Source organism: Flavobacterium arabinosi (genome assembly GCF_048158725.1).
Classification (GTDB): Bacteria; Bacteroidota; Bacteroidia; order Flavobacteriales; family Flavobacteriaceae; genus Flavobacterium; species Flavobacterium arabinosi.
The window spans coordinates 56597-68920 of sequence record NZ_JBLNKX010000004.1; the positions used below are offsets into that span (position 1 = coordinate 56597).

Annotated in this window: 14 protein-coding genes and 1 riboswitch; of the genes, 3 read left to right on the forward strand and 11 right to left on the reverse strand. The window is 33.4% G+C overall.

Going from position 1 to position 12324, the window contains the following annotated elements; all coding sequences use genetic code 11:
- Positions 1-125: 125 nt before the first annotated feature.
- Positions 126-599: a (2Fe-2S)-binding protein gene (locus ACM55K_RS09395; RefSeq protein ID WP_416849983.1), complete on the reverse strand. Its 474-nt coding sequence runs from the start codon at positions 597-599 to the stop codon at positions 126-128.
- Positions 600-735: 136 nt separating this feature from the next.
- Between ACM55K_RS09395 and ACM55K_RS09400 the strand changes: the two genes are divergently transcribed.
- Positions 736-957, forward strand: coding sequence for a winged helix-turn-helix transcriptional regulator (locus ACM55K_RS09400; protein ID WP_416849984.1), 222 nt, complete (start codon positions 736-738; stop codon positions 955-957).
- A 135-nt stretch (positions 958-1092) separates the two neighbouring features.
- Here the strand turns inward: ACM55K_RS09400 and ACM55K_RS09405 are convergent, their stop codons facing one another.
- From ACM55K_RS09405 to ACM55K_RS09430, 6 genes are all read right to left on the reverse strand, one after another.
- Complete coding sequence (locus ACM55K_RS09405; protein ID WP_416850272.1) at positions 1093-1173, reverse strand: hypothetical protein; 81 nt, start codon at positions 1171-1173, stop codon at positions 1093-1095.
- 10 nt (positions 1174-1183) lie between these two features.
- The gene (locus ACM55K_RS09410; protein WP_416849985.1) at positions 1184-1447 is read right to left on the reverse strand and encodes a cyclophilin-like fold protein; all 264 of its coding nucleotides are present in this window, start codon (positions 1445-1447) and stop codon (positions 1184-1186) included.
- A gap of 1099 nt (positions 1448-2546) precedes the next feature.
- On the reverse strand, positions 2547-3080 hold the full coding sequence (locus ACM55K_RS09415) for a DUF4252 domain-containing protein (RefSeq protein WP_416849986.1): 534 nt from the start codon (positions 3078-3080) through the stop codon (positions 2547-2549).
- A 1-nt stretch (position 3081) separates the two neighbouring features.
- Positions 3082-3609: a DUF4252 domain-containing protein gene (locus ACM55K_RS09420; protein ID WP_416849987.1), complete on the reverse strand. Its 528-nt coding sequence runs from the start codon at positions 3607-3609 to the stop codon at positions 3082-3084.
- A 13-nt stretch (positions 3610-3622) separates the two neighbouring features.
- Positions 3623-4096, reverse strand: a complete 474-nt coding sequence (locus ACM55K_RS09425; protein WP_416849988.1) for a hypothetical protein — start codon at positions 4094-4096, stop codon at positions 3623-3625.
- Positions 4083-4592 carry an RNA polymerase sigma factor gene (locus ACM55K_RS09430; RefSeq protein WP_416849989.1) on the reverse strand — a complete coding sequence of 170 codons (510 nt, stop codon included), beginning with the start codon at positions 4590-4592 and terminating at the stop codon, positions 4083-4085. The genes ACM55K_RS09425 and ACM55K_RS09430 overlap by 14 nt, the downstream gene beginning before the upstream one ends.
- A 126-nt stretch (positions 4593-4718) precedes the next feature.
- On the opposite strand from ACM55K_RS09430, the gene ACM55K_RS09435 reads away from it, so the two are divergent.
- Positions 4719-6164 carry a S41 family peptidase gene (locus ACM55K_RS09435; RefSeq protein ID WP_416849990.1) on the forward strand — a complete coding sequence of 482 codons (1446 nt, stop codon included), beginning with the start codon at positions 4719-4721 and terminating at the stop codon, positions 6162-6164.
- Positions 6165-6240: 76 nt separating this feature from the next.
- Positions 6241-6855 (forward strand): N-acetylmuramoyl-L-alanine amidase family protein, encoded by a 615-nt coding sequence (locus ACM55K_RS09440; RefSeq protein WP_416849991.1) that lies wholly within the window; start codon positions 6241-6243, stop codon positions 6853-6855.
- Positions 6856-6925: 70 nt separating this feature from the next.
- Here the strand turns inward: ACM55K_RS09440 and ACM55K_RS09445 are convergent, their stop codons facing one another.
- The 4 genes from ACM55K_RS09445 to cobT form a co-directional block, all read right to left on the reverse strand.
- Complete coding sequence (locus ACM55K_RS09445) at positions 6926-8839, reverse strand: TonB-dependent receptor plug domain-containing protein (RefSeq protein ID WP_416849992.1); 1914 nt, start codon at positions 8837-8839, stop codon at positions 6926-6928.
- A 75-nt stretch (positions 8840-8914) separates the two neighbouring features.
- A riboswitch (cobalamin riboswitch) is annotated at positions 8915-9186 on the reverse strand.
- A gap of 46 nt (positions 9187-9232) precedes the next feature.
- Entirely contained in the window at positions 9233-9769 is a 537-nt protein-coding gene (gene cobC, locus ACM55K_RS09450) for an alpha-ribazole phosphatase (RefSeq protein ID WP_416849993.1), read from the reverse strand.
- The gene (locus ACM55K_RS09455; protein ID WP_416849994.1) at positions 9754-10560 is read right to left on the reverse strand and encodes an adenosylcobinamide-GDP ribazoletransferase; all 807 of its coding nucleotides are present in this window, start codon (positions 10558-10560) and stop codon (positions 9754-9756) included. The genes cobC and ACM55K_RS09455 overlap by 16 nt, the downstream gene beginning before the upstream one ends.
- A gap of 79 nt (positions 10561-10639) precedes the next feature.
- Positions 10640-12316 (reverse strand): nicotinate-nucleotide--dimethylbenzimidazole phosphoribosyltransferase, encoded by a 1677-nt coding sequence (gene cobT / locus ACM55K_RS09460; protein WP_416849995.1) that lies wholly within the window; start codon positions 12314-12316, stop codon positions 10640-10642.
- Positions 12317-12324: the final 8 nt, after the last annotated feature.

The following is a 12324-nucleotide window of genomic DNA, read 5'->3' on the forward strand; positions in this document are numbered from 1 at the left end:
TTAAGAACAAAGCAGCAATTTTTACAGCTCTATTTCTAACAATATTTGTCATCTTTTGTGAAAACCAATTTTTCATCATAGTGAATTATTCAAAAGTTGTATGAATTTATAATCTTTATTATCTACTAGGATTTGTTTTCAGAATTGCGTTGTATTTCGGCCGCTATGTGTATCGCTTTTCGAATTCTAGGATACGTCCCACAACGGCAAATATTACCTGACATTGCGTTATCTATATCTTCATCTGTAGGGTTCTTATTTTCTCGAAGTAGTACTGCTGCCGACATTATTTGTCCTGAATGACAATAACCACACTGCGGAACGTCTATATTCTGCCATGCCTGTTGTAAAGGGTGGTCATTATTTAAGGATAATCCTTCGATTGTAGTAATCTTTTTACCTTCAGCTCGGCTGACTTTCGTAACACAAGAACGCACAGCTTCTCCATCAAGATGCACAACACAGGCACCACATTGCGCCACACCACACCCATATTTTGTACCTGTTAATTGAAGAATATCACGTAAAGCCCAAAGCAGCGGCATGTCATTACTAATATCACAATCATAAGATTTATTGTTTACATTTAATTTAATCATTTTTAAATTAATTTATCGTTTACTCAAAATTAAGTATAAATAGCTTAGAATAAGTTTTAATTTATAAAATTAATCCAACTGATGTATAGAAAATTATTGAATTCAAACTATTAATTAAGATAATCAAACCTAAAGAATGGAAATGGCTTGGATGCTGCCATGTATTACAACTAAAATGCTCACCAAATCCCTAAGAGAACCGGAAGATGATAAATTAATCATCCGGAAAATGTATCACAAGGTTCCATCAAAAGTAGAATATTCACTTAGTGACACAAGTCTGGAATTAATAGCGCTTATAGAGCATGTACATGAATGGGGAAAAAAGCAATTGGAAAATGAAACTTCAATTCGTTAATACGGACAGCACGAACCATTATTATTAATTGCCAAGTTTCAAATCTCATAAGACAAAATTCTAAACTTTTACTTCAAGATTTGAAGCTTATGAATCATAATTCTTTAAAAAAATCTAATATTCTTATATTATTTTCTATTGTAGTTCAAAAGTTATACTAACATTTCCATTACCCAGTGCCTCAGTTAATCTTTTTGTATCATCAATGCGACCCAACCTAGTATAACTATATGAGGTAGAAAATGTTTTGTAAAAAAAGCACTAATGTTCTATTTCCATAGAGCATTAAATCTCCTGTTTGTATAGTAGAAGAATTAGATGCATTGGTTGTTAAAGCATTGGCGAAATCATAAAACTTTTCATTTCTATTCAAATCGCTCATGTTAATTGTCATCGGCAGCATTGCTTTAAATTCTGTTGCAGTAGCATTGTTCGAAAGTGTAGTATTAAAGACACTTGAACCAATCTTAATTCGGATTTTTATATTCATCGTCGAATTAGTATTGTCCGAAAAAGATGGATGAAACCTCAGGCAAAAGCCCAAAGTAGTGTACAATTCAAGTATGCTCAGTCCGTAAAAATTGCACTCTGAAGGATGTCTGACAGATGAAACGCTTTTCAAGTTGCTATTCCTTGCCAGATATAACCTATTTATACAGAGATTACGTAAAAACCGAAATCATTATTAAGTTCTCATTAGAGTCTCCGAAATATATTCATTCTATATGTTTTAGATATTCAAATCATAATAATTACAAACCTAACATTCCTAATTCAATAGTACGTTCTACTCAATTTTATCAAATCAGCTAAAAAAAGGTTCGAAAATTGTCCCGGCAAGGTCACTTTTAAAGCCTGTTTACTAGGCTTAACGGATATTTGGTGCAACTTACGTGCAACCATTTTTAAAAACACTCTTTTTCAGGGTGTTTTTTTATATCTAGTTTTCAGCAAAACCCAATTATTTCAAAATCATAACCTTTATGAGTGCTGAATTGATGATATCCCAATTTTTAACAACACTACCTTTTCTACTATAATAATATCATCCCATAAAATATATCGGGCTCACCGTCAATTCTAGTTGCTAAATTATCAGAATCCAAATAAGAATAATATGTATTCATATATATTGGAAAATTATTTCCTGAGCAATCACGCAAATTAGCTTCAGTCGATGGGGGAACTGGTCTATTAATGTATCCATTAAATAGAAAATCATCAAAGCCTCTTACCTGTCTTGTAATTACTCCTCCTGCATTTAATGCCCAACCTAAACCAACTAAACTTGCTTATTGGCAATTCTATTTTCCCAGATTTTACATCAAATAATGAAATATCGATATTAGGAACTCCTGTATAATTACCTACAGGTATATCAACATATTGCCCTAAAGAAGCTGCATTAGTTCTATTTATAACTGATGAAGATGCCGAATATTTTTCAAAGGAAATGTATAGCGGTAACAAAATGACCTAAATTAATTTTTGAATATGCTGACATTAATAAGAATAAAATCTTAATTTAAAATATAAAAAAGCGTCTTGACATACTATCAAAACGCTTTTTTTATTGTTTAAGAATACCTTTATTTCATTAATTGCTGCAAAGGTTTAAGTTGTTCTAAATCAATATTTGATTTTTGCAACACGCTCATCATGGTCATGATATTCGTAGGATTCATATCTTTTCCTAAAACACGAACAACAGCAAAGCCATTTTCTTTTCTGTTGGCGAAAAGTACAAACTCCTCAATATGCTCATCTGAACCTACGTAACTTACCGAAGCACCTTCTTTTCCAGAACTAAACTTCATTAGTTGCTGGTACTTTTTGTCTTTTAAAATCAAATTAACCTTAGCGCGTTCAATTTCAAATTCCGCTTTGTTTTTATCATTTAATTTGAAAGCCAAAACATTCATCTTATCAAAAGATTGCAAAGCTGTTTTTTGTTCCAATGTCAATTTTGTTTTATTCACATTCAATATCTCCGGGGAGACATCTAATACTACAAAATTTTTGTTTTCTGTATTTTCAACAAAGTACTTCTGCAATGTTGGTTCTGAATTGCAACTGAACAAAAACAAGCTAAAAAGCAGTGCAATACTATAAACAGCTTTCATTTTACTTTTTACCTTTTGTTGCTCTCTTCAAATCATCACCTCCAGGAATTCTCATTTTGTCCGTAAGAATAGAAATCTCACTCAAATCAAAATCCCCAGTTAAGGACATTAAAACCGTATCGTCATTTTTAGCACCCTCAATAAACATCAGTAACTCTCTAATTTGAGAATCTTTGACTCCTGATTTTACTAAAATTTTGATGTTTTTTCCGCTGTCATTTACACGCATCAATTCTTCAAGACCAGCTGTTTTGATGTATTTATCAGCGGCAACTTTCATTTCGCCTTCTACTCTGGCACTTTTAGTAGTAAAGACTTTTAGATTGTCTAATTTTTTTATCAAACTCAGATATTGCTGCGTTTCTCTGTCGGAAGCATCCACTTTTACTTTACTCATCAAGTCAAACATTTTTTTGTTTACAATGATTGAGGTAACACCATCTTGTCCGTCGAATTTATCGAAGGCCGCTTGCGCGAAAAATGGACTTGAAACTAATACTGCTACTACTGTTATTAAAAACTTCTTCATTTTTTTATATTTATTATTGTTTAAAAATTAATTCTTTTGAATCTTGGTATTCTTTAATGTAATATACACTTTCTATGCCAACGTTTACATGATTCGATAATAATGCCAATGCTTTTTGAGTTTCTTTAAGAGCAACTTCAGGATCATCATACGTTCCCAAATCCTGTTTCTCATTTGCATTATCATAATTATAAAACACATACATCCCAATTCCAAGCAAAACAACTACCGAAGCCGCAATAGATAGCCATGCTGCATAACGTTTCTTATCCCCGTCCCGAAACTTCGGGATCTGGAGTAATGGAATTTCTTGCTTCAACATTTGCTTTTTTGCGAGCGGAAAATAACCAAACATAGGCTTGTATTGTTCTAAATGCTGCGCAACATCCAGCGAAGAAAAATAATTACGTAATTCATTTTCTTCGGCAATACTGGTTTCTCCCTGAAAGTATTTTTCTAAAATTATTTCTATTTTATTTAATTCCATAGCGGTGTGTTTTTGTCATGCTTTCTCTTATCGTTTTCCTGGCTCTTGAAAGTGCTACTCGAATGGCAGTTTCATTCATATCTGTTATTTCCGCGATTACTGCAAATTCATATTGTTCTATGTCCCGCATTTGTATTAACAATCGTTGTTGTTCCGGCAACTGGTTTATTATTTTTTCAACCCAGTTCAAACTGTCGATGTCTTCTACTTTTTTATCTAAACTTTGCTGGCTATCGGTAAAATTATTATGAACGATTTTGATATTTTCCGCTCTTTTGGATTTCAACTGATCCAAACAATAATTTTTTGTCATTGTCATTGTAAAAGCTTCGACATTATTAAAGCCATCTAAATTTTTATTTTTACTCCATAATTTAACCCAAACTTCCTGAGTCGCATCTTCCGCCTCTTCAGTACTTATGAGCAGTCGCTTAGCCAGCCGAAAGACTTTGTCCTTGAATGGTGAGATTAGCTGCACAAACTCATTTTGATTCATAAAGAGTATTTATTAAGTCGGTTATACAATCAAGACGATTCATATTCCTTTTTGTTACAAAAAAAATATAAAATAAAAACTAAAGTTAGTATTTTTACGTTTATAAAAGATATTGCATCCCAAAACATGAAAAAAACATACCTACTTTCGCTTTTATTACTTTTATCTGTTTTTACTTTCCAAAGCTGTCAAGATAATGACGATGTAGCCGCACCTGTAAACTTAGACATTCAAGATTTTATCTGGAAAGGATTAAATCAATACTATTTATGGCAAGCTGACGTACCTAACTTAGCTGATGACCGATTTGCAAATCAAATAGAATTAAATGCTTTTTTGAAAGGATATCCAGTTCCTGAAAATTTATTTGATGCCTTGAGAGTCGACAAAACCATTGATAGATTCAGTTGGATTGTAGATGATTATTTAGAACTCGAAGGAGCACTTCAAGGTACCACAAAAAATGACGGTATCGATTTTGGTTTAAGTTATAAACCTGGAAGCTCTACCGAAATATTTGGATATGTTCGTTATATTATTGCAAATTCAGATGCTTCTACAAAAAACATCAAGCGCGGCGATTTTTTTACAGCAATAAACGGAACACAACTTACCATAAGCAATTACCAAGCGCTATTAGCCGCTGATAGTTACACCTTAAATATGGCGGACTACAATGGCACTACAGTTGTTTCCAATGGAAAATCGGTAGCATTGACAAAAACAGTCTTATCCGAAAATCCAATTTTAATCAACAAAGTAATAACGTCCGGTTCCCATAAAATAGGATATTTAATGTACAATGGTTTTTATGCGGATTATGATACGCAATTGAATGATACTTTTGCTTCTCTAAAATCACAAGGAATAACTGATTTGGTTTTAGATCTACGTTACAATGGCGGTGGTTCTGTTCTTACAGCAACACGATTGGCAAGTATGATAACGGGACAATTTACGGGGCAGGTATTCGCAAAACAACAATGGAATGCCAAAATCAATAGCTATTTTGAAACGAATAGTCCTGAATCATTAAAAAACAACTTCACTGACAAAATTGGGACGACAGCCATCAATAGTCTAAACTTGACTAAAGTTTATATATTGACTACTCATAGTACTGCATCAGCAAGTGAATTGGTGATTAACGGTCTAAAGCCTCACATTACTGTTGTACAAATTGGTGATGTGACCACCGGAAAAAATGTTGGATCCGTTACCTTATATGATTCCCCTACTTTTGGCAAAGAAAACAGAAACCCCAATCACAGGTATGCGATGCAGCCTATTGTATTAAAAATAGTAAATTCGGTTGGTTTTGGTGATTACTTTAATGGATTACAACCGAATTACTTGTTAAAAGAAACTGTGAGTACTTATGGAGTTCTTGGCGATACCACAGAGCCTTTATTGAGTACTGCGATTGGGAAAATCACCGGAACAGCTAAAATGCTGAAACAAAACCCAGAGAAAGGTTTTGAATATTTTAAGGACGCAAAATCTATAAATGGACTGCAAAACCAAATGTACCTTGAGAAAGCACCCGAAGGTCTTTTGAAAGCTTTGAAATAAATAAAAAAGCTAAATATAATAAAACGATGTTTTTCAAGTTAATATCTAATAATCAGTATTTTAAATATAAATCATAATGAAAAACACAACTAAAGCATTCTTGTTCTTAATCCCAATTGTTTCTTTTTCGTTTATTAGTTCTAAACCATTAGAGCCAAAAAAAATAAATATAGTTATTGATGCAAGTCATGGTGGTGATGATTATGGAGTCATCTCTAATTCTATTACCGAAAAGAAAATTGTAGAACAAGTCACTAACAAAATTAAGTCTTTAAACAGCAATGTTGTGATTCATCTTACAAGATCCGATGATACGTTTTTATCTTATGAAGAAAGAACTGATTTTATTAACAAACTCAAACCTGATTTGGTTTTATCTTTACATGTAAATTCAAGCTTAAATAATAAAACATCTGGCTTAGAATTTTATGTAGCAAAAGAAACTGAGTTTTTTGAAAAATCAAATGAAATTGCCGGAAGACTGCATGACAAATTTTCAAAAGATACAAATTTAAAAATAACAGGTATAAAAACAGGTCCTTTCTACATTCTTAAAAGATCAGAAGTACCAGCAGTGATTGTGGAACTTGGTTATTTAACCAATGAAAATGACAAAAAATACTTGATTGATGATAAGGAACAAAACAAAATTGCTAAATCCATCTCAGAATTCATTTCGGAAATGAAATAAAAACAAAAAACCCGTTCCAAATTAAGGAACGGGAATTAAGACTAAAACTAAAATAATTTTTCTTTATTTTTTAGAATAAGAGATTCAAACCTAATTTAAAATTTCTTCCTCTAGTACTAAATCCTCTGCTTTCAACAAAATCTTTATCCAGAATATTATCAACAGCACCAAAAATGTTTAATCTATTTTTGATTAATTCATAACGAATAGTAGCATTTACTAATTGATAGTCTTTCAAAATTTCGGAGTTTAAAACAGCATCATATGTTGGAGCTGGATAAGTGGTATACTCTAAATATCTATCAGACACAAACTGATACGCCACATTAAAAGCTAAACGAGGAGTTGCTTGCACATCAAGAGCCGCATTTACTTTGTGTTTTGGATTTAGAATACGAGATTGTCTTTCTAATTCAGTGAATGTATAATTTGCATTGAATTTTATGTTATCATTAAAAGCATACGAAATCATTGTTTCAATACCTTTTGCTTTATTTTTGCCATTAACATTGAAGTATTTATACGTCATCAAATCAAACCCGATTGCATCTTTTTCTTCCCTTTGAAAAGCAACTGCATTCAAAACAACTTTTTTGTTTAGCAAACTTACTTCAAAACCAGCTTCCGCAGTGGCATCTTTTTCAGGAGATAAATTCAAATCACCATACGGAGAGTACAATTGGTACAAACTTGGAGCAACAAATGCTGTACTATAAGAAGCCAACACTTTTAATGATTCTGAAAAACTATACGATGGATTAATATTATAAACTAAATTATTCCCGTATTTACTATGCATATTATACCGTGCTCCGGCATTTAAGTTTAATCCAAAACCAGAATTATAAACCGCAGTAACATAAGGATCAATCATATTGAATTTTGCCACCTCAGTGGTAATAACATCATACTCGCTTATGTTTGACATTTCGTGGAACTGAAATTGTGCACCTGTAACCAAAAATAACTGAGTTGAGATTTCGTATTTATTAAAGGCATCCACATTGACACTTCTTGACTTCGCTTGGAATAGAGATCCATAGCTAAAGATATCACGGTTGATTACGTTTGCACTAGTATTAATTACCAATTCTCCTTTATTGTATTTATATTTTGGAGAAAAACCAACTCTAAATTGCTCCGAAAGACTGAAGTTTTTAAGATCATCTGCAAACGAACCTGCATCAAAATCATTTTTCATTCGATCATAATTAGCAAAGAAATTCAACGATAATTTTTTAGTTGGTGTAAAACCAATTTTCACTACAGAATTTACTCTTGAAAAATCATCGTTCTCAAATTTAGTATTTGAATTTAATGGCTTTGCTTCAGAAATCCCTGTAGTTTCAGTACTGTTTAAAGAAGCAAAGTAATTTACTTTTTCAAAACCTCCGTTTACAGCAAATCCCTGATTGTAATCTTGTACATTATAATTTGCTTTTTTAGCAACTGTTTGTGTACCAATATTCATATATGCATTTCCGGCAATAGCTTTCTTGCCTGCTTTTTTTAGTGTAATATTAATCACACCAGTCGCTGCTCCAGAACCGTATAAAGTACTTGAAGCACCTTTCATAATCTCAATACTTTCAATTTGCTCCACTGGAAGCAATCTCAAATCATACGATAAGCTAATCCCGGAAGCATCTGTTACCGGAACGCCATCAATTAAGATTAAAACCTGATGATTTCTTCCTCCACGAATGTAAAGCCCCAAGTCTTTCCCATTGCGACTCTGATTTCCATTAATTTCAACACCTGCAACCGTACTTAAAATAGAAGCTACTGATAGTCCTGATTTTTTCTTTAAATCTTCGGCAGTAATTTTGACGATAACTTTTCCTGATTTTTCTTTTGACAAAGCAAATTTCGAATCGGAAACAACAACCTCATCAAGTTGTTTTGGCTCTTGTTGTTGTTGTGCATAAGTGTTCATTGCAAATAACAATGCAATCGCACTAAAGCGAATGAATTTTTTGTTCATTTTAAAAATGTAAAATTTAATAAATTGGGAGAAAAGCACAGAATGACCCATACCCAAACCTTTTTTCCCGAAAGTTTGATACTCGATGTAATAGGCAGGTCTCCTGGCTTGCGTCTTGTTGTTTACCTTCCCAAGAAACTGAAATAAATTCAGCTAACTCAGTGGTTTTGTAGATAACAACAAGCTTGATAGCTTACAGTTGCGGGTACAGCTCAGGATTTATGATTTAAGTTAGAATTCATGATTTAGGTTTTAAACCTAAAATCTGAAATCTAAAACTTGAAATCTTTCACCTGATTCCCTTTTAATGTGGTTTGAAAAAACAAACCTCAACCTCAATACGGCGGCAAAGATAAAATTATATTAAGTTAATAACCTAAATAATTGCGAATTTTATAATTCAATTTTAATTACAGCTCCAAAATCTACTTTATTCTGAAAAGCGTCTTTTAAAGGTAAATTCGAAATTTTACATAAAAAACTTCGGATAACTCCCGCATGTGCCACAATAATTACTGGTTTTGAATTGGTTGTTTGAAGTTCATTATTTATAAAACCAATTACTCGATCATGCAAATCCGTAAATGATTCTCCATTGGGCACGCGAACATTTACAAAATCAGTCATCCAAGGTGTAAAATCATCCGGTGGAATTACATCCCAATTTTTCATTTCCCAATCGCCAAAATTCATTTCCATCAAGCGGGAATCTTCGTTAATAGAAGCAATTTTTGAATTGTCTTTGATATAATTGGCCAAAAGAACACATCGCAGCAAAGGACTGGAATACAACCTTGCGTCTTGAGGCAATTGACTCAAAATAGACTGGAAAACAGCATCATAAGGTTCCATTATTTTCACATCCGATTGTCCGTAACAAATTCCTTTTTCGCAAACAGTTTCCGTGTGACGTACTAAATAAACTTCCATAATGCAATAACTGATATATAAAAAACCACTTCACAAACCTGTTGGGTCGCACCCAAACAATCCCCGGTATACCCGTCAATCCATTTCTGAAAATAACGCGCCAAAAAAAATCGAGTCAGAAAAACTGGGATTAAAACCAACAGCATTTGCCACTGAAAATAGGACAAAATAACTAATGGAAATAATCCAAAAAAGAAAGCTCCTACCACTTCTCTCCAAGAATAACTTTGTGCGATAGGTTTGCTTTTGCTTGAAGCATCTTCACGAGAATATTGATGGGTAAAAACAATTGAAATTGCCGCCAATCGACTGATGGAATGCGCTGTAACAAGAAGTAATAGAATTACACATTGTGGATTATAAATTATAAATTTAGAATTATCCGAGACTTCAATTAATTGAGTCAACCCTTGAAATTTAAGCACTAACAACAGCACTAAACCAATTGCTCCATAAGCTCCAATGGCGCTGTCTTTCATAATTATCAGGATTTTTTCTTTAGTCCAACCGCCACCAAAACCATCGCAAACATCAGCAAAACCATCTTCATGAAAAGCTCCCGTCACTAAAACCGAAGCAATCATAGAGAAGATTACTGCAATTTCAGGAGCAACTAAATAATTAAAAACACAATATACCCCAAAAGCCACACTCCCTACAATCCAACCAATTACTGGAAAATAACGGGACGCTTTATTTAAATAATCTGGATTATGATCGATGTTTTTAGGACACGGAATCCTAGTATAAAACATTAATGCTGTAAAAAATATATGGAGTTCTTTTTTCATTTTTGGAATTATTTTTTGATTTTATTTATCACGTAGAGACGTACTTCAGTGCGTCTCTACATTCGTAAGTCTCTACCGTTTATCGACCACTGACCCCCGCTGATTCAAAACTCGCCATCTCATTCAAGAAAGCTACAGCCGACTCAATTATAGGAAAAGCAATGGCGCAACCCGTGCCTTCGCCCAATCGCAAATCAAGTTGCAACAAAGAACGAACTCCTAGATAATCTAATATTTTTTGGTGTCCTTGCTCCGCAGAAGAATGGCAAAAAACAGCATTTTTAGTAATGGATGGATTCTTTTTAAAGGCAATTAAAAAAGCAACACTACAAATAAAACCATCAACTAGAATCAACATATTGGCTTCCTTTGCCTGAAGCATTCCACCTACCATTTGCATGATTTCAAATCCGCCGAAATAGGCTAATTTGCTGTCTAAATCATCTGAACCATCATAATTATCAAGGCATTTTTTAAGGATATTAATTTTTTGAATCAACTGTTCCTCATTTATTCCAGTTCCTTTTCCCACGCATTCTTGAATTGGTAATTCTAAAATAATACTCATTAAAACCGAAGCTGTAGCTGTATTTCCAATACCCATTTCACCAAAGCCAATGCAATTACTGCCCGTTTTTGCAATAGTGGCAATAATTTCGCTTCCTTTAATAAAACACAATTCAATTTCTGTTTTACTCATGGCAGGTCCTTGTAAAAAGGAGTGCGTTCCTTTCCCTATTTTAGCCGAAATCAAATCCGTATTCATAGGAAAATCATAATTCACGCCCGCATCTACAATAGCTAATTGAATCTTATTTTGTTTACAAAACACGTTGATTGCTGCGCCGCCTATCAAAAAATTATTCACCATTTGTCTGGTTACATCTTGCGGATAGGCACTTACACCGTGATTTGCAATTCCGTGATCAGCAGCAAAAACAACCATATTGGGTTTTGTAATTTTAGGCTCTAAAGTTTGAAACACCATCCCTATTTGTTTGGCAAGCACTTCTAAAATTCCTAATGAACCAGTTGGTTTGGTTTTTTGATCAATTTTATTTTGTAACGCATTTGCAAAAGCAGCAGCATCCATTTCCTTTTTAATATCAAAAAATACTTTCTCCACCTTACTTACATGCAAAACAGTGATTTCCTCAACTAATGGAATTTCTTGTTTTTGTTTCCAATTCAGTTGTTGCAACATAGGTTGATTGTCATAATTAGTCGCAGGTTTTCCCACACAAAAATATCCCAATGGCTCCATGTTTTCAGGCAAACCTAATAATTGCTTGAACTGATAGTAATTCAATATGGAAACCCACCCCATAGAATAGCCTTGTTCCGTTAATGACAGCCAAATATTTTGCGCCGCACAAACAGAACTGAACTTTACCGCTTCATTACTGCCAACGGTTCCAATCGTAAAATTATTCAAAACCGAACGATCATAGCAAATCACTAATCCCAGTGGTGCTTCTTCTATTGCTTCTAGCTTTAGAGCTTTGTATGCTAGTTTTTGTTGTTCGTTATCAGTTAAAGCAACTGCTTTTTCATCATAATCTAAAAACAAATCTTTAATGGCTTTCTTTATTTCACCCGACCTGATCAGATAGTATTTTGTAGCATCAGTCAATCCCACAGAAGGCGCCCAATGTCCTGCTTGCAGCGCTTTTTCAAGAACAGCATCCGGTACTTGATCCTCCGTAAAATGACGGGTGTCTCGACGGGATTTTAAAATTTCATCTAAATAAGTCATGTTTTTTT

Excerpts from the sequence above, each read along its gene's own strand:
- ACM55K_RS09395 (WP_416849983.1), bottom strand. The coding sequence starts at position 599 with ATGATTAAATTAAATGTAAACAATAAATCTTATGATTGTGATATTAGT.
- ACM55K_RS09400 (WP_416849984.1), top strand. The coding sequence starts at position 736 with ATGGAAATGGCTTGGATGCTGCCATGTATTACAACTAAAATGCTCACC.
- ACM55K_RS09410 (WP_416849985.1), bottom strand. The coding sequence starts at position 1,447 with ATGAATATAAAAATCCGAATTAAGATTGGTTCAAGTGTCTTTAATACT.
- ACM55K_RS09415 (WP_416849986.1), bottom strand. The coding sequence starts at position 3,080 with ATGAAAGCTGTTTATAGTATTGCACTGCTTTTTAGCTTGTTTTTGTTC.
- ACM55K_RS09420 (WP_416849987.1), bottom strand. The coding sequence starts at position 3,609 with ATGAAGAAGTTTTTAATAACAGTAGTAGCAGTATTAGTTTCAAGTCCA.
- ACM55K_RS09425 (WP_416849988.1), bottom strand. The coding sequence starts at position 4,096 with ATGGAATTAAATAAAATAGAAATAATTTTAGAAAAATACTTTCAGGGA.
- ACM55K_RS09430 (WP_416849989.1), bottom strand. The coding sequence starts at position 4,592 with ATGAATCAAAATGAGTTTGTGCAGCTAATCTCACCATTCAAGGACAAA.
- ACM55K_RS09435 (WP_416849990.1), top strand. The coding sequence starts at position 4,719 with ATGAAAAAAACATACCTACTTTCGCTTTTATTACTTTTATCTGTTTTT.
- ACM55K_RS09440 (WP_416849991.1), top strand. The coding sequence starts at position 6,241 with ATGAAAAACACAACTAAAGCATTCTTGTTCTTAATCCCAATTGTTTCT.
- ACM55K_RS09445 (WP_416849992.1), bottom strand. The coding sequence starts at position 8,839 with ATGAACAAAAAATTCATTCGCTTTAGTGCGATTGCATTGTTATTTGCA.
- cobC (WP_416849993.1), bottom strand. The coding sequence starts at position 9,769 with ATGGAAGTTTATTTAGTACGTCACACGGAAACTGTTTGCGAAAAAGGA.
- ACM55K_RS09455 (WP_416849994.1), bottom strand. The coding sequence starts at position 10,560 with ATGAAAAAAGAACTCCATATATTTTTTACAGCATTAATGTTTTATACT.
- cobT (WP_416849995.1), bottom strand. The coding sequence starts at position 12,316 with ATGACTTATTTAGATGAAATTTTAAAATCCCGTCGAGACACCCGTCAT.